25 protein-coding genes and 1 riboswitch are annotated in these 25,170 nt (G+C 69.6%); of the genes, 13 read left to right on the forward strand and 12 right to left on the reverse strand.

The features are described from left to right. Positions 1-383 precede the first annotated feature (383 nt). The 9 genes from P9841_RS12910 to P9841_RS12950 form a co-directional block, all read right to left on the reverse strand. On the reverse strand, positions 384-2,621 hold the full coding sequence (locus P9841_RS12910; RefSeq protein ID WP_283319067.1) for a heavy metal translocating P-type ATPase: 2,238 nt from the start codon (positions 2,619-2,621) through the stop codon (positions 384-386). 341 nt (positions 2,622-2,962) lie between these two features. After that, positions 2,963-3,877 (reverse strand): NADP-dependent oxidoreductase, encoded by a 915-nt coding sequence (locus tag P9841_RS12915; RefSeq protein WP_283319068.1) that lies wholly within the window; start codon positions 3,875-3,877, stop codon positions 2,963-2,965. A 91-nt stretch (positions 3,878-3,968) separates the two neighbouring features. Continuing rightward, positions 3,969-4,397: a cupin domain-containing protein gene (locus P9841_RS12920; RefSeq protein ID WP_013882304.1), complete on the reverse strand. Its 429-nt coding sequence runs from the start codon at positions 4,395-4,397 to the stop codon at positions 3,969-3,971. A gap of 82 nt (positions 4,398-4,479) precedes the next feature. Further along, on the reverse strand, positions 4,480-6,420 hold the full coding sequence (locus P9841_RS12925; protein WP_013882305.1) for a heavy metal translocating P-type ATPase: 1,941 nt from the start codon (positions 6,418-6,420) through the stop codon (positions 4,480-4,482). 315 nt (positions 6,421-6,735) lie between these two features. Continuing rightward, the gene (locus P9841_RS12930) at positions 6,736-7,155 is read right to left on the reverse strand and encodes a hypothetical protein (RefSeq protein ID WP_283319069.1); all 420 of its coding nucleotides are present in this window, start codon (positions 7,153-7,155) and stop codon (positions 6,736-6,738) included. A 469-nt stretch (positions 7,156-7,624) separates the two neighbouring features. Next, complete coding sequence (locus tag P9841_RS12935; protein ID WP_168631481.1) at positions 7,625-7,864, reverse strand: heavy-metal-associated domain-containing protein; 240 nt, start codon at positions 7,862-7,864, stop codon at positions 7,625-7,627. 130 nt (positions 7,865-7,994) lie between these two features. Further along, positions 7,995-8,816 carry a Crp/Fnr family transcriptional regulator gene (locus tag P9841_RS12940; RefSeq protein ID WP_225563477.1) on the reverse strand — a complete coding sequence of 274 codons (822 nt, stop codon included), beginning with the start codon at positions 8,814-8,816 and terminating at the stop codon, positions 7,995-7,997. A gap of 79 nt (positions 8,817-8,895) precedes the next feature. Next, positions 8,896-9,117: a hypothetical protein gene (locus P9841_RS12945; protein ID WP_168631482.1), complete on the reverse strand. Its 222-nt coding sequence runs from the start codon at positions 9,115-9,117 to the stop codon at positions 8,896-8,898. Between the two features lie 12 nt (positions 9,118-9,129). Next, on the reverse strand, positions 9,130-9,990 hold the full coding sequence (locus P9841_RS12950) for a molybdopterin-dependent oxidoreductase (RefSeq protein WP_349306895.1): 861 nt from the start codon (positions 9,988-9,990) through the stop codon (positions 9,130-9,132). Between P9841_RS12950 and P9841_RS12955 the strand changes: the two genes are divergently transcribed. The 8 genes from P9841_RS12955 (at position 9,976) to P9841_RS12990 (ending at position 16,944) form a co-directional block, all read left to right on the forward strand. Continuing rightward, positions 9,976-10,440, forward strand: coding sequence for a winged helix-turn-helix transcriptional regulator (locus P9841_RS12955; RefSeq protein WP_283319070.1), 465 nt, complete (start codon positions 9,976-9,978; stop codon positions 10,438-10,440). The two genes, P9841_RS12950 and P9841_RS12955, sit on opposite strands and share 15 nt — an antisense overlap. 214 nt (positions 10,441-10,654) lie before the next feature. Next, positions 10,655-11,221 carry a recombinase family protein gene (locus P9841_RS12960; RefSeq protein WP_283319071.1) on the forward strand — a complete coding sequence of 189 codons (567 nt, stop codon included), beginning with the start codon at positions 10,655-10,657 and terminating at the stop codon, positions 11,219-11,221. A gap of 11 nt (positions 11,222-11,232) precedes the next feature. Beyond that, complete coding sequence (locus tag P9841_RS12965) at positions 11,233-12,687, forward strand: TnsB C-terminal domain-containing protein (RefSeq protein WP_283319072.1); 1,455 nt, start codon at positions 11,233-11,235, stop codon at positions 12,685-12,687. Between the two features lie 10 nt (positions 12,688-12,697). Further along, positions 12,698-13,576, forward strand: coding sequence for an AAA family ATPase (locus P9841_RS12970; protein ID WP_283319073.1), 879 nt, complete (start codon positions 12,698-12,700; stop codon positions 13,574-13,576). A 32-nt stretch (positions 13,577-13,608) separates the two neighbouring features. Continuing rightward, positions 13,609-14,202, forward strand: a complete 594-nt coding sequence (locus P9841_RS12975; RefSeq protein WP_283321950.1) for a recombinase family protein — start codon at positions 13,609-13,611, stop codon at positions 14,200-14,202. 7 nt (positions 14,203-14,209) lie between these two features. Continuing rightward, positions 14,210-15,604: a TnsB C-terminal domain-containing protein gene (locus P9841_RS12980; RefSeq protein ID WP_283319074.1), complete on the forward strand. Its 1,395-nt coding sequence runs from the start codon at positions 14,210-14,212 to the stop codon at positions 15,602-15,604. Next, on the forward strand, positions 15,601-16,419 hold the full coding sequence (locus P9841_RS12985) for an AAA family ATPase (RefSeq protein WP_283319075.1): 819 nt from the start codon (positions 15,601-15,603) through the stop codon (positions 16,417-16,419). Before P9841_RS12980 ends, P9841_RS12985 begins: the two co-directional genes overlap by 4 nt. Before the next feature lie 75 nt (positions 16,420-16,494). Continuing rightward, a complete protein-coding gene (locus tag P9841_RS12990) occupies positions 16,495-16,944 on the forward strand; it encodes a hypothetical protein (RefSeq protein ID WP_283319076.1) in 450 nt (149 codons plus the stop codon). A gap of 79 nt (positions 16,945-17,023) precedes the next feature. On the opposite strand, the gene P9841_RS12995 is transcribed toward P9841_RS12990, so the two are convergent. Then, on the reverse strand, positions 17,024-17,689 hold the full coding sequence (locus tag P9841_RS12995) for a C40 family peptidase (RefSeq protein ID WP_283319077.1): 666 nt from the start codon (positions 17,687-17,689) through the stop codon (positions 17,024-17,026). A gap of 124 nt (positions 17,690-17,813) precedes the next feature. After that, positions 17,814-17,993, reverse strand: a riboswitch (cyclic di-AMP (ydaO/yuaA leader). Between the two features lie 311 nt (positions 17,994-18,304). On the opposite strand from P9841_RS12995, the gene P9841_RS13000 reads away from it, so the two are divergent. From P9841_RS13000 to P9841_RS13015, 4 genes are all read left to right on the forward strand, one after another. Further along, positions 18,305-19,699: a multicopper oxidase family protein gene (locus P9841_RS13000; protein ID WP_283319078.1), complete on the forward strand. Its 1,395-nt coding sequence runs from the start codon at positions 18,305-18,307 to the stop codon at positions 19,697-19,699. Continuing rightward, positions 19,696-20,193 (forward strand): DUF2752 domain-containing protein, encoded by a 498-nt coding sequence (locus P9841_RS13005; RefSeq protein WP_168631494.1) that lies wholly within the window; start codon positions 19,696-19,698, stop codon positions 20,191-20,193. Before P9841_RS13000 ends, P9841_RS13005 begins: the two co-directional genes overlap by 4 nt. A 185-nt stretch (positions 20,194-20,378) precedes the next feature. Next, positions 20,379-20,657: a metal-sensitive transcriptional regulator gene (locus tag P9841_RS13010; RefSeq protein ID WP_168631493.1), complete on the forward strand. Its 279-nt coding sequence runs from the start codon at positions 20,379-20,381 to the stop codon at positions 20,655-20,657. Between the two features lie 173 nt (positions 20,658-20,830). Further along, the gene (locus P9841_RS13015) at positions 20,831-22,975 is read left to right on the forward strand and encodes a heavy metal translocating P-type ATPase (protein ID WP_283319079.1); all 2,145 of its coding nucleotides are present in this window, start codon (positions 20,831-20,833) and stop codon (positions 22,973-22,975) included. Positions 22,976-23,226: 251 nt separating this feature from the next. On the opposite strand, the gene P9841_RS13020 is transcribed toward P9841_RS13015, so the two are convergent. Next, the gene (locus tag P9841_RS13020) at positions 23,227-23,700 is read right to left on the reverse strand and encodes a GNAT family N-acetyltransferase (protein WP_283321951.1); all 474 of its coding nucleotides are present in this window, start codon (positions 23,698-23,700) and stop codon (positions 23,227-23,229) included. Between the two features lie 32 nt (positions 23,701-23,732). Next, a complete protein-coding gene (locus tag P9841_RS13025; protein WP_283319080.1) occupies positions 23,733-24,107 on the reverse strand; it encodes an ArsR/SmtB family transcription factor in 375 nt (124 codons plus the stop codon). Between the two features lie 104 nt (positions 24,108-24,211). Here P9841_RS13025 and arsM point away from each other — a divergent pair, with 104 nt between their 5' ends. Continuing rightward, complete coding sequence (gene arsM / locus P9841_RS13030) at positions 24,212-24,985, forward strand: arsenite methyltransferase (RefSeq protein ID WP_283319081.1); 774 nt, start codon at positions 24,212-24,214, stop codon at positions 24,983-24,985. Positions 24,986-25,170 lie beyond the last annotated feature (185 nt).

A 25,170-nucleotide genomic window follows, 5' to 3' on the forward strand; every position in this document is an offset into this window, starting at 1 on the left:
CGCCGATGACGAGGGTGCTCGCGGTGCTACCAGCCGGACGGTGTTAGCACGGCTCGATGCGTCGGGCAGCGGTGGAAGGCAGCTGCCCGGTAATCTTGGCGGGGGCGTGTGGGACGGGCGCGCCGCCGGAGGAGCGGACCACAGTTGCGCCGACTCCTGGTAGCGATGCTCAGCGACAGCAAGGGTGTCCGATCCCCCCACACGCCGGGGCTCTGCAATCGCACCGCACCCCTGCCGGAGTACGTGGCCGAGCACGTACGACTGTCCTACGCCGACCGCACGGCTCGGCCATGCTTCTTCCCACAAAGCGGCGGGTGATGCGACAGTGAGGGCGCCCTCGGCCCCACCGGGGGCGAGGCCTATCACCCCGAGGCCTGTTGCGCTCAGTGGCGCGTTGGCTCGGGCTCTCGCTGCTGGGTAGGCCCGGGTTCGTCGCTGGGGTGCAGGGCGGCGATGCTAGCCCCGGGGTCCAGGTCGAGGCGTCGCAGGAGCTGGGCGTTGAGCGCGACGACGACGGTGGACAGTGACATCAGGATGGCCCCGACGGCCATGGGCATGACGAACCCGATCGAAGCCAGGACGCCGGCGGCGAGGGGGACGGCGAGGAGGTTGTACCCGGCCGCCCACCACAGGTTCTGGGTCATCTTGCGGTAGCTGGCCCGGGACAGGTGGAGCACCGAGAGCACCGAGCGGGGGTCGTCGCTGGCCAGGATGACCCCGGCCGAGCCGATGGCCACGTCCGTCCCGGCGCCGATGGCGATACCGACGTCGGCCTGGGCCAGGGCGGGAGCGTCGTTGACGCCGTCTCCGACCATGGCCACGGTGCGGCCCTGCTGCTGCAGCTGGGCCACCTGGTGGTTCTTGTGCTCCGGGCGCACCCCGGCGTAGACGTCGTCGATGCCCAGCTCGGTGGCCACCGCGCGGGCCACGGGCTCGGCGTCCCCGGTGATCATCACCACCGTCATCCCCAGCTCGTGCAGGGCGTCAACGGCCTGGCGGGATTCGGGGCGGATCTCATCGGCCAGGGCGATCGCTCCGATGATGCGGTCGTACTCCAGGAGGTGCAGGACCGTGCGGCCGTGCTCCGACCAGTCGTGGGTCACGTCCAGCGGCTGGGCGCCGCGTTCGTCGAGTAGCGCGGGGCCACCGACGGCGACCGCAGCCCCGTCGACGTCCGCGCTGACCCCGACCGCGGTGGCTGCTTGGAAGCCGGTGGTCGTGGGCAGGTGCAAGCCGCGCTCCTGGGCGGCCCGGACGATCGCCCGGGCCAGCGGGTGCTCACTGTCGGCCTCCACGGCCGCGGCCAGCGCAAGGACCTCGTCCTCGGTGCGCCCGTCGACGGCGGTGACGGCGACCACCGCCGGCTCGCCCTTGGTCAGGGTGCCGGTCTTGTCGAACAAGACCGCGTCCACGGTGCGCATCCGCTCCAGCGCCAGCCGGTCCTTGATCAGCACGCCGCCGCGGGCGGCGCGTTCGGTGGCGATCGAGACGACCAGCGGGATCGCCAGCCCCAGGGCGTGCGGACAGGCGATAACCAGCACGGTGATCACCCGCACGACGGCGAACTCCGGGGTGCCGAGCACCGTCCAAGCCACCGCGGTGAGGACTGCGGCGCCGACGGCGAACCAAAAGAGCCAGCCCGCGGCCCGGTCGGCGAGCCGCTGGGCCCGGCTGGCCGAGCCCTGGGCCTCGGTAACCAGCCGCTCGATCCCGGCCAGGGCGGTGTCCTGGCCCACGGCGCTGACCCGCACCCGCAGACCGGAGTCCGTCGCGACTGTGCCGGCAACCACCCGGTCCCCCACACCCCGCCGAACGGGAGCCGACTCGCCGGTGATCATCGACTCATCGACGTCGGCGGACCCCTCGATCACCTCGCCATCCGCCGGCACCCGACCCCCGGGACGGACCAGGACGACGTCACCGACGGCGAGCTCGGCCGGTGCCACGGTCACCACTTCACCGTCCTGAACCCGTTCGGCCTCGTCGGGCAGCAGCGCGGCCAGGAAGTCCAGCGCGGAGGCGGTCTGCGCCAGGGAGCGCATCTCGATCCAGTGGCCCAGCAGCATGATCACCACCAGCAGCGCCAGCTCCCACCAGAACTCCAGCGCGGCCTCGAGCACGCCCAGCGCGGCGCCCCAGGAGGCGAGGAACGCGACGGTGATCGCCAGCCCGATCAGTAACATCATCCCGGGCTGGCGGCGGCGGACGTCCGCCACGGCGCCGGTCAGGAACGGCCGACCACCCCAGAGGTAGATGACCGTCCCGAGCACCGGCGCAACCGCGCCCAGGCCGGGAACCTGAGGCAGCTGGTAGCCCAGCAGCATGGCGAAGGATCCGCTGAGCAGCACCGTCGGGATGGCCAGGATGAGCATGACCCAGAACAGGCGACGGAACTGGGCCACATGATCACCATGACCGCCGTGCCCTCCGTGGGCGCCGTGGCCCCCGGGGACATCGTGGCCGGCGCCGTGACCGGGATGCCCATCAGAGCCGCCCGCGCCGTGGTCATGGGTGTGGCTTTCTCCGCCGAGGCGATCGTCGGTGTGGGCATCCAGGCCCAGTTCGGTATGGGTGTCCTCGTGGTGCTGGCCGTGCATCCCGCCATGCGGCATGGTGCTCATCGCCGTCTCCTCCGATCGCCTGTACCCCCTCAGAGATACCTGTCTCGCCGTACATCCCGACCCCTATGCGGAAACTCCCCACCGCAGCGGTCGAGTTTCCTTCCGTAGCGTCCCTTACCTGCTCAGTCATTGACGCGGCGCGCCACAGAAACCTCATCAAACCTTCATCGTCAGGCGCACCGTCCTGCGGGACGTGTAGGTGCGATTCTCCCGTCAATAGCAGCCGCGCCGCAGCCTGGTGACCCATATCGAGGCGGGTTGCGGCTGTAGAGGCGAGGCGCACACCTTTCAACGGGCCAGTAGCGCAAGGCTGCTTCACAGGTGCTACCGGTCGGCCCGCGTCAGGCGCTGTAGGGCTCGATGACGGTCTTGCCGGTGGTGTGGCCAGTCTCGACTGCGACGATGGCCTCGCCGGCTTGTTCGAGGGGGTAGCGGGCGGTGACGTGGGGGTCGACGAGGCCGTACTCGATGACCCCGGTGATCTTGGCCATGGCCTCGCTGGTGCGCTCGAGGGCGGAGCCGCCGATCTCGGTGGCCGTCGCGGGGTCGGCGGCGGAGATGATGCGCGAGGGGCTGGTGGCCAGTGCGGCGACCTGGCGCAGGGCATCCCCGCCGACCAGGTCGACGATAAGGTCCAATCCCTCGGGGGCGACCTCGCGCACACGGTCGGCCACGCCCTTCCCGGAGGGGACGAAGGTGGCCCCGGTGGACTCGACGATTTGGCGCTTGGTCTCCGAGGCGATGCCGATGACGGTGAACTGGTGGACCCGGCCGATCTGGGCGGCCATGAGCCCGACGCCGCCGCCGGCGCCGAGGATCAGGAGCGTCTGGCCGGCTTCGAGCTCGATCTGGTGGGTGGCGTCGTAGGCGGTGGCTGCTGCGACGGGGATGGTGGCGGCGTCGGCGAAGGAGATCTCCTCGGGCTTGGCCACCGCCTCGGTGGCCCGCACGATGGTGTCCTGGGCAAAGGCCCCGTATCCGGGGGCGACCGGACCGAGGATCGCATCGCCCACCGCGAAGCCTTCCACGCCGTCGCCGATGGTGGTGACGACGCCGGCGACCTCCTGACCCATGGGGGCCGGCAGCGGTAGGTCGGTGCCCAGAACTCCGGAGCGGATCTTGTGGTCGATTGGGTTGACGCCGGCGGCGCGGACCTTGACCGCCAGCTCGCCCGGGCCCGGCGGGGGGGCCGGGCGGTCGACCAGCTGCTGGTTCTCCGGGCCACCGAAGTCATTGAATACGTACACCTTGGACATGGGGTTGCTTCTTCCTTCTTGTTGGTCGCTGAACGAGCCGAGTGTGGTCCCTGACCTGGCCGGCCGCTTCAGCCGGTGGTTGGTGTGCTCGTCAGGCGGTGGGGGGCTCGTCCTGCCCGGCTGCCTCGGCGGCGTCGGCCTCGTTCTTGGTCGGGTAGGCACCGTCGGCGGCGTGCTCGGGCGGGGCATAAACGGTGTAGAGCACGAGCGGCTCAGCACCGGTGTTGCGGAAGTTGTGCCGGGTGCCGGCTGGGATGGCGCACTGGTCACCGGCCTCGATCGGGTGGGTATGGCCGTTGAGGTCTGCCTGACCGGTTCCGCTGATGAAGGTGAGGATCTGGTCGGTGTTCTGGTGGACCTCATCACCGATCTCACTACCCGGGGGAATGGTCATGATGACGATCTGGGCGTGCTGACCGGTCCATAGCACCCGGCGGAAGTCGGGGTTGTCCTGGGCGACGTCGGCGATGGTGAAGTGCTCGATGTTGCCTTCGATGGTGAAGTGTTCTTCGGTGCTCACCTGGTGTTTCCTCCTGAGGTAGTGCTGATTTCCAGCGGCGGGCCGGGACGGCTGGCGTTGAGGTGTCCTGGTCCGGTGCTGCTTACGGGCGGCGGGCCATTGCCTGTGCCTCGGTGGTGGTGCTCTGCGCCGGCGCTGTCGCCACGGCGCTGGTGGTGTCCTGGTGGCGGCGCAGCAGGCGCATGGCGTTGATAATGACGACCAGGACCGAAGCTTCGTGGACGAGCATCCCGATGGCCATAGTCACCCCGCCCAGGAGGACGCCGGCCAGCAGGGCGGCCACGGTGACCAGGGCGATGGTGATGTTCTGGCGCATGTTGTTCACGGTGCGCCGGGCCAGGCCGACGGCCTCGGGGAGCTTGAGCAGGTTGTCGCCCATGAGGGCGATGTCCGCAGTCTCCACGGCGACGGCAGAGCCGGCGGCGCCCATGGCCACGCCGATGTTGGCCGTTGCCAGGGCGGGGGCGTCGTTGACGCCGTCGCCGACCATGGCCACCACGTGACCTTGACGCTGCAGGTCCGCGACCGCGTCGAGCTTGTCCTCGGGCAGCAGGCCGGCGCGGACCTCATCGACCCCGGTCGCCGCACCAACTGCCTTCGCCACCAGCGGGGCGTCACCGGTGAGCATGACCACCTTCTTCACCCCGGCGTCGTGCAGACGGGCGACCATCTGCGCCGCGTCGGGACGGACCTCATCAGCCACCGCGACCACACCAGCCACCGCATCCTCCACGGCCACGATCATCGCCGTCCTGCCCGCTGCGGCGAGCTCCTCAGCGGCCTGCCCGGCGCCAACAGTGTCCGCGACGCCGTACTGCTCCAGCAGCGCCACGTTGCCGATGAGGACCCGGCGCCCGCCGATGGTGGCAGTGATGCCCTTGCCAGGCACGGGCTCGGTGACCTCGGGCAGCCCCGACGTGGCCAGCCCCTCCGCGGCTGCTGCCTCCAGGATGGGTCGGGCGAGCGGGTGCTCGGAGCCGGCCTCGGCCCGGGCTGCCCAGGTCAGCACCTGGGCGCGATCCATGGCTGGGGCCAGGACGACGACGTCGGTCAGGTGCGGGCGGCCCTTGGTCAGGGTGCCGGTCTTGTCCACCGCGACGGCGGTGATCTTGCCGGAGGTCTCCAGGTACTCCCCACCCTTGATGAGGATGCCGTCCTTGGCGGCCCGGCCGATGCCGGCGACGATGGAGACCGGGATGGAGATGACCAGCGCGCCGGGGCAGCCGATGACCAGCAGGGTCAGCCCGAGCACGACGTCACCGGTGATGAGTCCGACCACGAGGGCCAGGACCATGATGGCCGGGGTGTACCAGGCGGAGAACCGGTCCATGAACTGGGCGGTCTTGGCCTTGGCGTCCTGGGCGTCTTCGACGCGGTGGATGATGCGGGCCAGCGTGGTGTCGGCGCCGATGCCGGTGGCGAGCACCTGGAGGAACCCACCCTTGGCGACGGTTCCGGCGAAGACGTGGTCGCCCTTGGACTTCTCCACGGGGATGGACTCCCCGGTGATGGAGGCCTCGTCCAGGGCGCCGGTGCCGGCCACGACCTCGCCGTCCACCGGGACCTTAGCGCCGTTCTTGACCAGGACGATCTCGCCCATGGCCACGCTCGCAGCGGGCACCTCCACCTGCACGCCGTCGCGCATGACCACGGCCACGTCTGGGGCCACGGCCACCAGCTCGGCCAGTGCCGAGCGGGTCTTGTTCAGCGTTGCGGACTCCAGGGCGTGCCCGATGGCGAAGAGGAAGGTCACCGCGGCGGCCTCCCAGTACTCCCCGATGATCACCGCGCCGATCGCGGCCACCGAGACCAGCAGGTCGATGCCGATGACCCGGGCCATGAGCGCCCGGGCTGCCTTGGTCACGATCGGGGTACCCGCGACCACGGCGGCGGCCACCATGAAGGCGTTGCTCCACGCATCGGAACCGAGGCCGCGGGCCACGAAGAACGAGATGAGGATCAGCGCCCCGGAGACCACTGGGATCGCCCACCTGCCGTACCACCACTGCTGCAGCTTGTTCATAGCTGTTCGACCTTCCTGTAGCTGTCCAACCCCAGTTCGGGGTGCTGACAACGACGTTATGAAGATCGGCACCGGGCAACCATGACCGGCGTCAATCAACCGCACACCCATCCGTGCACCGCCGCCGGGGCTGCTCTAGCGTGCTGGCGCAATGAAGAGCGTCACCGCCGAGTTGATCGGCGGTGACGCTTAGCTGGTCCGGCTCAGAATGCGACCGGACGAGCCACGTAGCCTCGGCCCGCGGGCGCCCATGACCACACCCCAGTCCGCGGGGCCCGTGGGGCCGGGTGTCACGCGCATGGCGGGACGGCCCCGTCAGGTTCGCCTGGTTGCCAGTTCCTCCACCATCAGGCCCAGACCGCTACCGAGCATGAAGACGTCCCGAGCGATCCCCATGCCAGCCGGCGCTGGACGGATTCCGTCATCACGGGTGAACCCTGGCGTCTTGAGGTACACGGCCATCAATGCGGCCGAGAATCCACTTAGGCCGGCCGCGGCCACCCGGGTGGGTACCATCGGGGCTAGTAGCGCCGTGCCCAGAGCGATCTCGAAGGTCGACAACGCCTTCCCGAAGCGGACCGGGTCCATCTTCTTCAAGAACGGGAACGCGTTGGCGGCCTGGTCCCGCAGCCCCGTTGCCCCGTCGACGTGCAATGACCGCTTAGTGATTCCGGTGTTCAATATGAAGGCCCCGCTCGCCAGGCGCGGCGGGACATGGTGAAGCTTGACGCTCATAGCAATCTCTCCTGAGTTCTTGGGACGTGGGTCTACCAGCGGTTCACACGTGAGAATGCAGCGGGCAGGCTTCCGCTGATCATTGACGGGCCCGGCGGCCCGGTGCGGCCCTGATGGGTGGCGGGATGACGCCCGGGCAGTGCGCTCGCGCTTGGTCTGGGCACCGGTCGACGTCCCTGGTCGCCCTAGTGGAGGCGGGTCCTAGCTGTCCTCCGAGATAACGCTTGCGGTAACGCCGGCACCGCCGACGGTCACCAGGATGTCCTCGACGTCCAAGCGTCGGGGGTCGTAGTCGACGTCAACCCGGTGCGAGTGCAGATCGATGTGCACGGCCTGCACCCCGGAAGACGCTTCAGGTGCCGGTTGATGTCGGTGGCGCACGAGGGGCAGAAAAACTCGCCCAGGCGCAGCTGCAGGTGCGCCGCCTGTGCCATGACGCTCACTGTCCTTCTCCTTGGCGCGGCGGGCGTCAGAACGCGGCAGGCTTGGCGACGTACCCGGCCCTGCCCACAGCGGCGATCAGGTCCTCGACGCTGGCCTTGGCCGGGTCGTGGTCGACCTCGATGCGTGCCGAGGCGAACTGGACCTTCACGGCGCTGACGCCGTCCAGGCGTCCGACACGCTTCTCGATCTTCGCCACGCAGGAGGGGCAGGAGAAGCCTTCGGCGCGCAGGGTCGTGTGGGTGGTGGCGGGAGCGGTGGTGCTCATGGTGTGTTCCTTCCTTCTCTGACGAGGTCTCACCCTTCTTGGGTGCTGACTACGACGTTACGAGCGGGCCAGGAACCGAACCATGACGTGCATCAATCAACCGCAGCAGACGTGAGAGAGTCCTCGCCCCTCAGGCACTGGCGGCCACGGTGGCGAGCAGACGGTCGCCGTCCAGGATGGCGGTCCATCTGCGGCCGGAGTCGATGATGCCGTCCTTGCGGAGCTGGCTCATTACCCGGGAGACGGACTCCGGTGTCGAGCCGGTCATGCCGGCCAGGTCAGTGCGAGACAGCGGCAACTGGATCAATGTGGCACCGGAGGAGCTGTCCTGGCCGAACTTCTCGGCTAGGCGCAACAGCGTGGTCGCTACCCGCTGGGCGACGGTGGCGGTGGATTGCGCGGTGACGTCCGCACGCGCTTGCGCTAGCAGCGCGGTGACGTCGTCCACCACCCGTAGGGCGACCTCGGGGTGTTGCGTCATGACATCGCGGAAAGCGCGTGTGTCGATGCGTAACGCGCAGGTGGTGGTCAGGGCGCGAACGGTTTCGGGGTAGGTGGGCTGGCCCAGGGTGTGCATGCCTCCGAAGAGGTCGCCAGGGGCCAGGAGATCGACGACGACGTCCTGGCCGTTCGGGGTCGGGCGGGAGACCTTGGCGCGCCCGGCTGCCATGACGTAGAGATGTTCGGCCACGTCGCCGGCTGTGTAGAGCGGGTCGTCCTCAGCCCAGGACAGCGAGACCATGCGGTGGTCGATACCGACAAGATCCTCGTGGGACAGACCGGCGAAGAGCGGCACCTGGCCGAGAACCTTCATGCGTACCGGCAATGGACAGTGATGGGGCTGGGCGCAGGTTGAGCGCAGCGGGACTCGTCGTCGGCCAGGTGCGCCGGTAGCCGAATTGACCGGGGAGGATGCACCGTGCGATGCGGCGGAGCCGGGTTCGCTGCTCACGATTGCCTCCTGAAAGTGATGCTAGATGCGCCGAGACGAATAAGCACGTGCTTCGTCTCATTATTGGTAGCCGTAATGGTCAGGCGAGCGTGTATTCGCCCGCCTCCTGCACGGCTGCCTCGATGGCCGAGCGGTTCAGCTCGACGTCGTCCTTGTGCTTGAGGATGATGCGCGCTTCGCCGTCGGGAATGATCTCGGTGGCGACGGCACCGATACCTGCCACGAGATAGAGCCTGTCCTTGATGGCCCGCGCATCCTCGGCTGTGGTCATGCCGGCGACGGTGTAGATAGTGCTGATCATGCCCTGCTCCTGTCAGATCCGGCCGTTGAACGCCTGCATCGCGGCGTCCTCACGGGTGCCGCCACGACCGTCACCGTACGCGGCGTAGTCGGTGATCCACTCGATGGACTTGATCCACTTGACCATCTTGTACCCATGGTTCGACTCCACCCGCAGCCGCAGCGGCGCGCCCAGATGCACCTCCAACGGGTGCCCGTTGCGCTCGTACGCCAGGATCGTGTCGTCCTCGGCGACCGTGTCGAGGTCCAGCACCGCGTAGGACGGTTCCCGCGGCCGGTGGTCCCACATCTCCTGGGCCAGGCCGTGGGAGGTGATCATCACGTAGTTGGCACCCTCCGGGGGAGGTCCGAGGACCTCGAGGAGGTCACGGAGCCGGACGCCGGCCCATTTGGAGGTGGCCGACCAGCCCTGCATGCAGGTGTGGACCGCGATGTACTCGGTCTTCGGGAGCTGACGCAAGTCCCCCAGGCTCAGCTGCAGCGTCTTACCGCTCAGCTCACCACCGTGCTCGAGGCGCCAGTCACGGAAGCCGCTGTCCCGGTGGGCGAGCCACTCCGTGGACTCGTCCTTGGTCGGCGGGAGCCCGTTGGTCCAGTGGAACTCCGAGATGTCCTTCTCGGTGTAAGTACTCTGGCGTCCCATGCGGGGCTTCATCCAGTTCAGGGTGACCTTGCGGATCGGCTCAGTCAGCGCCACGAGCACGCGCTGGGAGCGCGGGCGGTCGGCCAGCGTGAGGTAGCTCAGAGCGATCCACAAGCCGATAACGACGACGATCGTGGCGATCGCGATGGTGAAGGCCTGCGCGTATCGGGCGGTGTCGGTGACACCGAAGACCATGTGCGGCAGGTTGTACTCGGGGTGGACCAAGAACACCAGACCGATGTGCATCACGATGAAAATGCTCATCAGGACCATGCCGATGAAGTGCAGCGAACGAGCGCCCTGGTGCCCACCCCACAGCTTCAGGTACCAGGGGAAGCGCGCCTGCTGATCCTGCGTGACATCGCCTTGCACGACCGGCGGTCCTTCCGTGAGCTGCTCACCGGCAGTCAGGAGGGCATCAGCGCACCTGTCTTGTCACGCCGCCTGGCCGACCTCGTCGACCAGCGCCTCCTGACGAAGGCCGAGACCGCCCGCGGCAAGCAGGGCAGGTACTCGCTCACCGAACTCGGACTGGCGACGATGCCGCTCCTGGTCGAGCTCGCACACCTAGGAGGGCGACTCGACCCTTCCACGCGCGCCCACGCGCCCGACATCGGCGATGACCCCAACGCGATCGAAGCGGCCGTCTCCGCCCTGCGCACAGCGCACATCGGCGCCTGACGCGCGGCAGCGTCTGTGCGGCCATGCAGGGCAACTGATCGATCACATCGGGCCAACACGCGCTCGTCGACAATTGAGTGAATGTCACGGCCGTCTCAGGAACGACCGTCCATGAGACACCATGGCCGGCCGGGCTCGGGATCGGCGCGTCGTGTCTCACGGCCCGTGTCCGAGACCTATGTACCGCGAGGAACGTTGGCGGTACATTCGGGTCATGGCTTCGATCGGATACGCGCGCGTCTCGACCCGGGAGCAGAATCCGGACGGACAGACGGACCTGCTCGCCGCAGCCGGGTGCGAGAAGGTGTTCGTCGAGCACGCCTCGGGTGTGCTGGCCAAGCGGCCCGCGCTCGACGATGCCTTGGACTACCTGCGCGCGGGTGACACGCTCGTGGTGACCAAGCTCGACCGGCTCGGGCGGTCGGTGCGCAACCTCAAGGAAGTCGTCGAGAGCCTCCAGCAGCGAGACATCGGTCTGAAGGCACTGTCTCAGGGCATCGACACCACGACACCGGGTGGCCGCCTGTTCTTCCACATGCTCGCCGCCATCGCCGAGTTCGAGCACGACCTGATCGTCGAGCGCACCCAGGATGGTCTTGCCGCCGCCCGGGCCCGAGGTCGCAAGGGCGGGGGCCGGTTCAAGATGACGGCGACCAAGGCGCGCCAGGCACGGGCGATGTACGACGAGAAGTCCTACACGGTCCAGCAGATCGCTGAGACGTTCGGCGTCTCGCGCGGCACGATCTACCGCCACCTCGCCCAAGACGCACTGCCGATGTGAGGTGAGGGGACGTGCCGGCGCGGTGGGAGGTCTCAGACAAGATCGCTCTCCTGCGTCGCCACGAAGACGACGGTGTCCCTTGGACGCGGCTGGCAGCCGAGGCGGGTGTCCCGCTGCGCACCCTCTCGCGCTGGGCGCGCGCCTACCGGTCTGACCCCACCTCGCACAGCCTCGCTCGGCGCCAACGCAGCGATCATGGCCGGCGTCGCATCCCGGCAGAGCTGATCGAGGTAGTCGAAGCTCTTGCCCTGGCAATGCCGGCTCCGACAGTGGCGTTCATCCACCGCCGCGTGGCCGGCATCGCCCGCGACCGCGGCTTGGCGGCCCCCAGCTACTCCAGCGTCCGGGGCCTGGTCGCCGGGATCGATCCTGGGCTGCGCGCTCTGGCCGAGCACGGGGACGCGGGATACCGGGACAGGTTCGAGCTGGTGCTGCGGCGCTCGGCCGAGCGACCCAACGAGCAGTGGCAGGTCGACCACACTCTCCTGGACGTGGCGATCCTCGACGCCAAGGGAACCCAGGTGCGCCCCTGGCTGACGGTGGTCCTAGACGACTACTCCCGTGCCGTGGCCGGGTACACCCTCTTCCTCGGAGCGCCTTCGGCCGAGCAGACCGCGCTCGCCCTGCACCAGGCCGTCAACGCCAAGGCGAACCCGGGCTGGCCTGTCTGCGGGCTGCCCGAGATCCTCTACAGCGACCACGGTTCGGACTTCACCTCCGCTCGCCTCGAGCAGGTCTGCCTGGACACCCACATCCGGCTGATCCACTCCCGGGTCGGGGTGCCCCAGGGTCGAGGGAAGATCGAACGGTTCTACCGGACCGTCACCACTGAGCTCCTGCCGCATCTGCCCGGGTACATCCCGCACGGTACGAACGGCGTCCCGGTCACGGCCCCGGCGCTGACGCTCGAAGATCTCGACGCCATCCTTGAGCAGTACGTCGTTGCCGAGTACAACACCCGCTCCCATTCGCAGACCCACCAGGGGCCGACCGTCCGGTGGGGCGCGGGTGGGTTCATCCCGCGCAGCCCCGCCCACCCCGAGGATCTCGACCTGCTCCTGCTCACTGCGGCCACCACCCGCAAGGTCCAGCGCGACGGTATCCAGTTCGCCTCGACCCGCTACCTCTCCACAGTCTTGGCCGCCTACGTCGGGGAGCAGGTCACCGTTCGCTTCAACCCGCGCGACGTCGGGGAGATCCGCGTGTACTTCAACGACGATTTCTTGTGCCGGGCGATCGCCCCCGAGCTGTCCGCCGAGTCAGTCTCCCTCGACCAGCTCCAAGCCGCCCGCCGCCAACGCCGCCGCGACCTCAAGGACCAGCTCCGCCAACACCGCACCCTCGCCAGTGCCCTGCCCGGCGACACCCGCTACATCCCACCAGCAGGCAGCACCGACGACACAGCACCGCCACCGGCTCCTGAGCCCCGACCACGACATGGACTGCGTCTGTATGCCACCGACTAAGAAGCTCTCCGTGCTCGGCAAAGACGACGACGGCCGGCGGTTCCTCACCGGCACCTTCGACGAGGTCAACTCCGCCGCCCCGCACCCTCACCCCGTCCCGTCCTTCCACAGCACCCGCGAGCACCGGCGGTTCATCGAGTTCGCCGACACCGTGCGCACCCACCGCTACATCGGACTGTGCTGGGGCCCACCCGGGATAGGCAAGACACTCTCAGCCCGCAAATACGCCGGCGTCGACGACTGGGAGCAATGGCAGTCCGTGGTCGCCGACACCGTCGGACCCGTACCGCCGCGCGTCCTAGAAGCACGCACCGCGTTCTACACCCCCACGGTGGCCGCGACCATCAAGCAGATCGACCAGGGCCTGCCCCGAGCCTGCCAAGCGATCTCCTACGCCATCGACTACGCCGAGCTCGGCCTCGTCGACCCCTACCTCTACGACGCCTCACGCTCCTCCGGGCGCACCGAGCTCCTGATCATCGACGAAGCCGACCGGCTCAAGAGCACCGGCCTCGAGCAAGTCCGCGACTACTACGACCGCCACCACATGGGCGTCATTCTCATCGGCATGCCCGGCATCGAGAAGCGCCTCGCTCGCTACCCCCAGCTCTACAGCCGCATCGGCTTCGCCCACGAGTACCGGCCCCTCGGCACCGACGAGCTCACCGCTGTCCTCACAGCGCGCCTACCCCCGCAGCACCACACCGACCACGACCCGATCGCCCACGCCACCGCCCTGGCCACCATCGCCCGCATCACCGCCGGCAACTTCCGACTCCTCGATCGCCTGATCACCCAGATCGAACGCGTCCAGACCATCAACGACCTCCACATCCTCACCCCAGAGCTCGTCGACGCCGCCAGAGAAGCCCTCCTCATCGGCCACTGACCGCTACCAGAAGCACGCCACCAAGCGATGCGATCCACATTTTGGGCTACGCGCGCGTGTCGACGACCGACCAGGACGCCTCGCTCCAGATCGACGCGTTGACGAAGGCCGGGTGTTACCGGGTGTTCGTGGACACCGGCTCCGGGTCGCTGCAGCGCCGGCCCGAGCTGGACAAGCTGCTGGACCAGCTGCGCCCGGGGGACACGCTGGTGGTGTGGCGGCTGGACCGGCTCGGCCGGTCGATACGCCACCTGATCGACCAGCTGCGGGTCCTGGCCGACCGGGGCGTGGGGTTCCGGTCCTTGCAGGAGACGATCGACACCACCTCCCCGGGCGGACGGCTGGTGTTCCACGTCTTCGCGGCCCTGGCCGAGTTCGAGCGTGACCTGATCCGAGAACGGACCAACGCCGGCCTGGCGGCCGCTCGCGCACGGGGCCGCACCGGTGGGCGGCCGTCGGCGCTGTCCGCGGACCAGGTCCGGGCTGCCCGGCGGATGTACGAGCAGAAGGACATGACCGTCGCCCAGATCGGTCAGGTGCTCGGCGTCTCCCGCACCACGATCTACCGGGCCTTGAATCGCCCACCCGCCGGTGCGGCGCCGTCACGAGCCACGAGCGCCGTGTAGGCCGGTCGTGGACGCGGACGGGCGGTGGCGGATCCTGCGGCTACATGTCGAGGACCAGGTCCCGCTCGCCGCGCTGGCCCGTCACCACGGCCTGGGCGTGCGCACGCTGGAACGCTGGCATGCCCGCTACCGCGCCGGCGGCCTGCCGGCCCTGGGACGACTGCCGCGGGCGGACGCCGGGGGGCATCGCCTACCGGCGGAACTCATCGCCCTGATCGAAGGGCTCGGACTGACCCGACCCCGCCCACCAATCGCCGCAATCCACCGAACGGTGGTGAAGGTCTGCGCCGGCACCGGGTGGCCGGTCCCGTCCTACGGCGTCGTCCGATCGATCATCACCGCCCTGGACCCCGGCATGGTCACCCTCGCCCTCGAGGGACCGAGTTCCTACCGGGACAAGTACGAGCTCGCGCTACGGCGGACCGCGGACCGGCCCAACGCGATGTGGCAGGCGGACCACACTTTGCTGGACATCGTGCTCGTCGGCACGGACGGCAAGCCGGCCCGGCCGTGGTTGACCGTGGTGATGGACGACTGCTCCCGCGCGATCTGCGGCTACACGGTCTTCTTCGGTGCGCCGTCGGCGATGTACACCGCACTGGCGTGGCGGCAGGCGATCTGGCCCAAGACCGACCCGCGATGGCCGATGTGCGGTATCCCCGAGGTGCTGTACGTCGATCACGGGTGGGACTTCACCAGCGACCACCTGGCCCGTACCGCGGTCGACCTGCACGTCCGCCTGATCCACTCCGCCGTCGCGCGACCCCAAGGCCGGGGCAAGGTCGAACGCTTCTTCGGCACGGTCAACACCGAGCTGCTCACGACCCTGCCCCGCAGTGGCGCGGAGCGCTGGCCAGCGCCAGCCCTGTCCTTGGCCGACCTCGACGCCGCGGTCGGGGCGTTCGTCCTGGACTACAACGACCGGGCCCACAGCGAACTGGGTGTCTCGCCGCGGGCGGCGTGGATCGCCGACGGGTGGCTGCCACGCCTTCCCGACAGCCTCCAGGCGCTGGACGGGCTGCTGCTGACCGTAGCCCGATCCAGGACGGTGCGTCGCGACGGCATCCACTTCCAGGGCCTGCGCTACGTGGCACCGACCCTCGCCGGCTTCGTCGGGCGCCCCGTGGTCATCCGCTATGACCCCAGAGACATCACCGAGATCCGCGTCTTCGACCACGACCAGTTCCTGTGCACCGCCGTCGACCAGGACCACCACGCGCAGCAGATCAGCCTCAAGGACGTCCAAGCCGCCCGCAACGCCCGTCGCCGCGCCGTGCGCCGAGGCATCAATGAGCGGATCGCCGTCGTCGCCGCCCACACCCTCGACGCCCCTGCCAGGCCAGTGCCGCCGCGGATGCCGAGCGTGGCGCGGCTCAAGGTCTACAGGGAGGACCTCAGGTGAGCGAACGCTTCATCGTGACCAAGGAGCACCGCCGGTTCACCGAGTTCGCCGACTCCGTCCGGCGCGGGCGCACCATCGGGATGTGCTTCGGACCGGCCGGGGTCGGTAAGACCGTCTCCGCACGCCGCTACGCCCACTGGGACCAAGCCCACGAGCTGCTGACCGACTGGGGCCCACGCAGCGACGACGACGCCAAGATCTATGCTGCGCTGGCCAAGAATCGCACCGCCCTGTACACACCCGGGGTCCTGACCACCCCGCGGCTGCTGCGCGAAGACCTGGACCGGATCATCACGCGCACCAGCATCTGCATCCAGCAGCACCTCGAGGTCCCCGGCCGCATCCCCGTGGACCGGTGGGGCACCCGGCGCACCACCAACTACGTCCAGCTCGTCATCGTCGACGAGTCCGAACGCCTGAGCTCCACCGCCCTCGAGCTCCTACGGGACCGCTACGACCGCGACCAGATCGCCCTGATGCTCATCGGCATGCCTGGGCTCGAGAAGCAGTTCACCCACTACCCCCAGTTCTACAGTCGCGTCGGCTTCGCCCATCAGTACCGGCCCCTGAGCAACGACGAGCTGCTCTTCGTCCTCCAACGCCACTGGCGCACCCTCGGCAAGACGGTCAACCCCGACGACTTCACCGACGCCCAGGCCATCGCCGCGATCAGCCGCATCACCCGCGGCAACTTCCGCCTCCTCGAGCGACTCTTCCCCCAGATCGAACGCGTCCTGAAGATCAACGAGTTGCAGACCATCACTAGCGACGTCGTTGAAGCGGCCGCCAGCACCCTCGTTATCGGCGTCAACTAGGCACCGCCTCCGAGCGACGGAAGATCGCCGCCACGTACCGGAGAAAGTCACAGCCCGGGACTTCGTCGGACCTTCATGAACCCTGAACGGAACATTCAGCACACCGGGTCGAGCCTGGTGGCCATGCCACCGGAACCGGTCGACACGCCTGCCCAGCTCGCGGACGCGACGAACCCCCGATCCCGCACCCGAGCGCTGTGGTCCGCAGCGAGCAGCGCGCTCGGTGCGGTGGTGGGACTGGCACCGCACGTCCTGCACCACGTCGGCCCGTTGGTCGGTACTGCGATTGTCGCGGGTTCCGGCGGGACCGCCCTCTTCGGCGTGCTCGGGCTGGCCGCCACCGTCCCCATGCTGGTCAAGCTGCACAGGCGCAGCGGGTCGCTCTGGCTGCCAGCCGGCGCTCTCGTGCTCTTCGCGATCGCCTTCGCGTTCTCCACCTTCGTCCTCGGGCCGCTCATCAGCGGTGAGGAGCCGACGGTCCCCAGCAGCGACGTGCACGAAGGGCACCATCCCGCCGACAGCTGAAGCTCCCGACGGTGCACCTCCACGCCGCCCGTCGGCACAGCGCTGTACGGCGCGACCGCGACGCCGCACAGCGCTGGCGTCAGCCGACCCGGATGAACACCGGCGAGGTCTGCCAGATCTCGCGGATCTGCACGGCCTTGCCCGGAACCGGCGCATCGACCTGCAGGTTCCCGCCGGCGTAGATCGAGATGTGCCCCGGCGACCAGATCAGGTCGCCGGGCTGAGCCTGGTCCCGCGGCACCTCGACCCCCGCGTACCGCTGCTGCGCGGACGTCCGCGGCAGCGTCACCCCGACCTGCGCGTACACGTACGAGGTGAACCCCGAGCAGTCGAAGCCGCTGGGCGTGGTGCCGCCCCACACGTAGGGCACCCCCACGAGGCTCGATGCTGCCTCGACGATCGCGCTGCCGTTCGCGCTGGCCGGCGCGGGCGCCCCGATCCCGGGCGACGGTGCAGGCGTCTCGTCCCGGGCCGTGCTGCGAGTCGCAGCCGGGGCCTGCTCGGGCTGCGGCTCCGGCTCCGGCTCGGGGGCCGGCGGTGGCGTTACCGCCGTAGCAACGGGATTGTCGAACGTCCAGGTCGCCTCGGCCGGAGTCGCGACGACCGGCCCGGACTCGATCACCGCTCTGGCCGCCGACGTGAGTCGTGCAGTGTCCAGCAGCGCGATCCGGCTCTCGTGATGGGAGGGCACCGCCGCGGACGCCGGGGCTGCCACCAGGGAGACGACCATGCCCGACGTCGCCACGGCAGCTCCGGTGCGGCGCCCGGCGGCAGACAGACCGGAGGCGGCCACGGCCTGTGCGTCGGTCAGGGGCGTTCGGCTGCGCCCGGCCGCGCGGTGGCGCGCTCGGGCGAAGGGGCGTGCGGGCATCGACGACTCCTGCCGCCTGCGAGGTGAGCTGTCGGGTTCGGGCCGGAGCAGCCCGGCCGGTCCATCGAGACCGGCTTCACCCCAAGGGCACGACGTGCCCGTCCATCCTGGTTCCCCCGCTCCTGCCCGTGCGGTCTGCGGGTCGTCGAGCAGCGGCAGGACTCGGCGTTCTGCTCGACCCACCCAGTCGGCGCCTGGGTCGCGACGATGCTAGGCAGCCCATGCGGTGCTGTCATCGCCCACCGGCGCAATCCTGGCGTGCGAACAGGTCTCGAGACCGCCGCACGGCGCCCCGCAGGGCGGGCGAAGTCGCTGGTCGCGAGCGTTCGTCTCGCGCACGGTGTGTCGTGGACGCACGCACCGCCTCGTCGGGAACTTCAGCGAAACTTCATGGAAGCCGCTGAAGCGGCTTGATCTACACAAGCGACGCTAGACGGGAGCCGAGGGGTCCCCAGACCCCGGATCGATCGCCTGAGGAGCACCCCGAGCATGATCCGCCGTCGTCCTGTCGTCGTCGCAACGACCGCCGTCGTCCTGGCCGCGGGCGGTGCTGCGTTCGCGGTCAGCCGTGCGCTGGCTCCCGCCGCAGACACCGCGGTCCAGGAGAGCATCGATCTCCCCGCGGTCGACCGGTACGACATCACCGGAGCGACCACGCAGGGGGTCGTCGACCTCGACATCACCACCGCAGAGATGACGCTGGGTGGTCGGTCCGTCGAACGGTATCTCTACGCGGACGCTGCAAGCGAAGTCGTCCACGGGGCCGGGGTGCCGATCGTCGTCGACGTAGGGCAGCGGCTGCAGATCGACGTCACGAACTCGACCGACACCGCGACCAACATCCACTGGCACGGGATGAGCGTGCCCGCCGACCAGGACGGTCCAGGCATCCTGATCGAACCCGGACGAGAGCACCGGTACGAGTTCACCGCTGCCCGCCCAGGAACGTACTGGTACCACTCACACGAACGACCGGTGCGCGACCAGGTCGATCGCGGCATGTATGCACCGTTCATCGTCCGCGAACCCGCGGACGCGCGCTACGACCTCGACCAGGTCCTCGTGCTCGACGACTGGGTCGTGGATCGCACCACCGGTCACATGGAGGTCGTCGGCGACGTCGACACCGTCAACGGCCGCACCGGCCAGGACATCGAGCCGATCAGCATCACCGGCGGGCAGATCGCCAAGCTCCGGCTGGTGAACGCCTCGACCGCCAAGACCCAGGACCTGACGTTCCCACTCGACGTGCGCGTCACCCACACCGACGGCGCACCCCTCGTCGAGCCCTACAACACCCGCCGGCTCAGCATCGCCCCAGGCGAGCGCTACGACGTCGAGGTCGCCCCGGTCGGCCACCTGGGGTCGGGCTTGTCGATCACCAACGAGCGCGACAACGGAATGACCATCCCCGTCCACTACACCGCCTCGGACGCTCCCGCGGCCGTCTCGCCCTTCATCCCGCCCGCACCCAGCGACCTCGACCCCGACCTGCTGAGCCGCGAACCGGACATCGAGATGGTGCTCGCCGACGCGATGACGATGTCCGCAGGCATGGGCATGGCCTGGACGATCAACGGCGACGTCTTCCCCGACGCTGAGACGTTCGACGTGCAGGTCGGGCGCACCTACCTCGTGCGTTTCCGCAACGCCGGGCAGCACCGAATGGACCACCCGATGCACGTGCACGGCGCGCACTTCCGGGTGCTATCCACCGACGGCCAGGCCCTCGAGCGGGAAGTGTGGAAGGACACCGTGGCGGTGCCACCGGACAGCTACGTCGACGTCGCCGTGACCTTCGAGCAGCCCGGGACCTGGATGGTCCACTGCCACATCCTCGATCACGAGGACGCCGGGATGATGACCAGCATCACGGCGACATGAGACGGCGCGACCGGCGCCCGCCGCGGCAGCCACCCGGCCCGACCCACGTCGCCACCCCGCCGGCGTCGCGCTCGTGGATCACCGTCAGCCTCGACGAGCGAGACCGGTGGCCGGCGCTCGCGCCCGTCGCAGCGCTCGGTCTAGTGGCCGCAGGGCTGATGGCCTGGCTGGGCCTGCCGCCGGTGGACCTTCACGGGCCGCTGCACCGCTGGTTTTCTGTCATGGACCCCCTGTGCGGCGGAACGCGGTCCGTGCGGCTCGCCGCGATGGGCGATCTCGCAGCAGCATGGAAATACAACCCGCTCGGCCCGATCCTGATGACCGGGGCCGCGCTGGCTGTGCTGCGGTGGTGCGCCGGCACCGCGACCAGCAGATGGCTCGGGCTCGACCTCGCCGACCGCCGGCCTGCGCGTGCCGCTGCGGGGCTGATCACGACACTGCTGCTCGCCTTGCTCGCGGTCCGCCAGCAGCTCAACGTCGAGCTCCTGCGGTAGCCCGCGCCCGACCGCGTTCATCAGACCTTGACCGCATCGTGAGCGCGCCTCGACGGCCAGCTCATAGCGTTGCTGCCGAGTCGGTTCCCCCGCGCGCAGCGGAGGAGTTGCCGTGCACACGCGCGGACGAGACCCCCGCGCCGGCGCACAGTGTGCGCCGGGCGATACCCCGACGGGAGGCCGCCATGAGGACCACGGCTGAAGACGAGGCCGTTCTCCGGCGCCTGCGCCGCCTTGAAGGGCAAGTGCGCGGCGTCGCGACCATGATCGAGAGCGGTTCGTACTGCATCGACGTGCTCACGCAGATCGCCGCCGCATCCGGTGCCCTCCAGGCAGTCGCGCGTCAACTCCTCGACGACCACATCCGTCACTGCCTCTCGCAAGCCGCGCAGGCGTCCGCAGACGTGCAGGACGAGCGTGTCGACGAGGTATCGCAGGCGATCGCCCGCCTGCTTCGCGCCTGACACCCGAGAGCGTGCCTGGAGCGCGGTTCGTCACCCGACGATCCCGCAGACCGCAGACCGCGAACCGCAAGGACGAGACACATGCATCGTGGAGTCGGAATACCCTCGGGGGGTATGCCGTTTGAGCGGGCGAAGCCCCACTCCGGGTCGGATCACGAGAGAGGACCACCGCGATGAGCCTCGAGGACCACACCGGGCACGGGCCCGTCGATGCACCGAGTACGGCCCACCACGGACATGGAGGGCACACGCCCGACGGGCAGACGACGCAGGAGCACCATGGGCACCCCGCGACCGTGACTGCAGCGGTGCCGCCTGACCACCAGGACGCGCACGGTGGCCACGAGGGGCATACAGGCCACGGCAGCCATGCCGGTCACGTCGACCGGTTCCGCCGCCTGTTCTGGGTCATGCTCGTGCTCGCGGTCCCGGTCGTCGCCGCCAGCGCCATGTTCGCGATGCTCCTGGGCTACGAGCTGCCCGACGCAACCTGGGTGGCGTGGGTCTCGCCCGTGCTCGGCACGGTCATGTTCACTTGGGGCGGCGCGCCGTTCCTGACCGGTGCCGCCCAGGAGCTGCGCGCCAAGCGCCCCGGGATGATGCTGCTCGTCGCGTTGGCGATCACCGTGGCGTTCGTCGCGTCGTGGCTCGCGACCCTGGGTGTCGTCGCCCACGGACTCGACTTCTGGTGGGAGCTCGCGCTTCTCATCGTGATCATGCTGCTCGGGCACTGGATCGAGATGCGCTCGCTCGCTCAGACGACCTCCGCTCTCGACTCCCTGGCCGCTCTGCTGCCCGACGAGGCCGAGCGCGTCGAGGGCAACGACGTGGTCCGGGTCGCCCCGTCCGACCTCGCGGTCGACGACGTGGTGCTCGTGCGACCCGGAGCCAGGGTTCCCGCAGACGGCGCGATCATCGACGGCGCCGCCGAGATGGACGAGTCGATGGTCACCGGTGAGTCCCGCACCGTGCGGCGCTCCGCCGGGGACCGGGTTGTCGCCGGCACCGTCGCCACCGACTCCGCCCTACGGCTGCGGGTGACCGCCGTCGGAGACGACACCGCGCTGGCCGGCATCCGCAGGCTCGTGCTCGAAGCGCAGAACTCGACCTCGCGCGCGCAGCGACTGGCGGACACGGCAGCCGCGCTGCTGTTCTGGTTCGCCCTCGGTGCGGCCGCCGTCACCGCCGTCGTCTGGTCGATCGCCGGCCAGCCCGACGCTGCCGTGATCCGCACCATCACCGTCCTGGTGATCGCCTGCCCCCACGCCCTCGGCCTGGCGATCCCCCTCGTGGTGTCCATCGCCACCGAGCGCGCCGCCCGCGGCGGCATCCTCGTCAAGGACCGCCTGGCCCTGGAGAGCATGCGCACGGTCAGCACCGTGGTGTTCGACAAGACCGGCACCCTGACCAAGGGCCAGCCGACCGTGACCGACGTGCGGCCCACCCCCGGTTTCGACCGCGACGAGGTTCTGGCGCTGGCCGCGGCCGCCGAGGCCGACAGCGAGCACCCGCTCGCGCAGGCGATCGTCTCGGCCGCGAGCGACCTGCACGTGCCGGCCGCCGCCGAGTTCACCTCGTCCCCAGCGGTCGGCGTCCGCGCCCGCGTCGGCGGCCGGACCGTCGAGGTCGGAGGCCCCAGCCTGCTGCACCAGAGCGGTGTCGACGAGCTCGATGGCATCGACCAATGGCGCAGCGAAGGAGCGATCATTCTGCATGTGCTCGTCGACGGCCGCCCGGCCGGGGCTCTGAAGCTCGCCGACGAGATCCGCGAGGAGTCCCGGGCCGCGATCCGGCAGCTCCACGACCGCGACGTCGACGTCGTGATGATCACTGGCGACGCGGAGGCCGTCGCCCGCACCGTCGCCGCCGAGATCGGCATCGACCGGGTCTTCGCCGGTGTCCGGCCCGAGGACAAGTCCGCCAAGGTCGCCGAGCTCCAGCGCGAGGGAGGCACCGTGGCGATGGTCGGCGACGGCGTCAACGACGCCCCCGCCCTCGCGCAGGCCGATGTCGGCATCGCCATCGGCGCCGGCACCGATGTCGCGATCGCCTCCGCCGGCGTGATCCTCGCCAGCGACGACCCTCGATCCGTCGTCTCGGTCATCGATCTGTCCACTGCCAGCTACCGCAAGATGAAGCAGAACCTGTGGTGGGCCGCTGGCTACAACCTCATCGCTGTGCCGCTTGCCGCCGGCGTGCTCGCACCCATCGGTTTCGTCATGCCGATGTCCGTCGGGGCCATCCTCATGTCCGTGTCCACGATCGTCGTCGCCCTGAACGCTCAGCTCCTGCGTCGACTGGATCTGCGGCCACGTTGACAAGAGCCGAGCCAAGTCGGCGCCCTCGGTGCCGGAGTACCGACGGTCATCAATATGGGACGCCGCCAAGTGTACGTCCCGATATGCATCCAGACGAGGTTTCGCCACCGCCGACTACCGCCTGAACACGCCGGTCCTCGGCGCCGGCCACGGCTCCCATTGACCGTTGGCCAGCACGTTTGGTGCGCGCGCAGCGATGTTGTACTTGATGCAACGGGCGGCCGGAGCTCAAGCCGTTGGCCGGCGTTCTCCTACAGCCGCTTCTCCAGCAGCACGACGTCGAGCCAGGTGCCGGCGTGAGGTCCGCGACAAATCAGTCCGAGCCGCTCGCGCGTGCCGACGACGCGGAACCCGGCCGCCTCGTGGAGGGCGAGGCTGGCGATGTTCTGCGGGAAGACACCGGACTGGACGGTCCAGATGCCGGCTGCGCCGGCGGACTCGAGCAGGTGGTCGAGCAGCGCTCTGCCCACGCCGCGGCCGCGGGCTTCGGGTGCCACGTAGGCCGAGTGCTCGACGACGCCGGCGTAGACGCAGCGCCCCGAGACCGGGGAGACGGCGACCCAGCCGAGAACGGTGTCGCCGTCCAGGGCGACGAAGCGGTGCTCGGCCAGGTGGCCGGCATCGAACTCGTCCCACGTCGGCGGGTTGGACTGGAACGTCGCCGTGCCGGTCGCGATCCCCGATGCGTGGATCCCCAGCACCGCCTGGGCGTGCTCGGGCTGCATCGGGGCGACGGCGACCCCGGTGAGCGCGGTGGTCACGCGGCCGGCCGATCGAGGAGGTGGTCTCCGAGGTGCGCGGTCAGCGCCCGCACCGCGTCCGGGACGAGCGTGTAGTACGCCCACACGCCGCGCTTCTCGCGGGTGACGAAGCCGGCCTCGGTGAGCACCTTGAGGTGGTGCGACACGGTCGGCTGGGAGAGCCCGACGGGCTCGGTGAGGTCGCAGACGCACGCCTCCCCGCCGTCGTGCGCGGCGATGATCGACAGCAGCCGCAGACGGGCGGGGTCGGCAAGCGCCTTGAGGGTGCGGGCGGTGCGCTCGGCGTCCTCGGCGCTCATCGTCGAGCCGGTCACGGGGCTGCAGCAGCCCGTCGACGCCGTCGAGGTCACCGGGAGCAAGTCGAGAGCCATGCCTCCATCATGCAACAGCCATTGACGCATGTCGATGTTGACAACCATCGATGTCTTGGTCCACGCTCGTGAGTATCGACGGGTATCGATGCGAAGGAGGAGTGATGGCACAGGACATCCGAGAGCAGGTGAGGGCCCGCTGCGCCCTGGCGGCCGTGCAGGGCGCCGGGGACGCGGGTTGTTGCGGCGGGGACTCCGCCGGTGGGTGCGGGCCGACGGACCTGGTGATCGACGAGCGGTTCGGCGCAGGGCTGTACGGGGCGGACGACGCGGCGGCGGTGCCGGCCGAGGCGCTGGCGGCCTCGCTCGGGTGCGGGAACCCGCTGATGGTCGCCGAGCTGCGCGAGGGCGAGCGGGTGCTGGACCTGGGCTCGGGCGGCGGGATCGACGTGCTGCTGTCCGCGCGGCGGGTCGGGGCGTCCGGGTTCGCCTACGGGGTCGACATGACCGACGAGATGCTCGACCTGGCCCGCGCCAACGCGGCCAAGGCCGGTGCGAGCAACGTGGAGTTCCGCAAGGGCACCATCGAGGACCTGCCCCTGGACGACGCCGCGGTCGACGTCGTGATCTCCAACTGCGTGGTGAACCTGTCCCCGGACAAGCCGGCGGTGCTGGCCGAGGCGTTCCGGGTGCTCGTGCCCGGCGGCCGGTTCGGGATCTCCGACGTGGTCGCCGAGGACCACCTGACCCCCGAGCAGCGCGCCGAGCGCGGCTCCTACGTCGGGTGCATCGCCGGGGCGCTGTCACGGACGGAGTACTTGCACGGGCTCGCAGCGGCGGGGTTCGTCGACGCCGAGATCGAGTTCACCCACCCCGTCGCCGAGGGCATGCACGGCGCCGTGGTGCGCGCCCGCAAGCCGAAGTCCGATGAGGACTGAGGCGCCTCGACCCGAGCCTGGCCCGGTTCCGGTAACGCGAGTGGCGCTTCTCTGAGGCTGCGTAGGGCCACCACTTGCCCTCCGGGAGTGCTCGTGCGCAGAGCCCGTCATGCACGCGGGTCCCGGAAGTGGGCAGATGGACAATGGCACGCAGGTTGGACGATTTGCTGCCTGATCTGACCGGG

The organism is Cellulomonas sp. ES6, assembly GCF_030053835.1.
Taxonomy (GTDB): domain Bacteria; phylum Actinomycetota; class Actinomycetes; order Actinomycetales; family Cellulomonadaceae; genus Cellulomonas.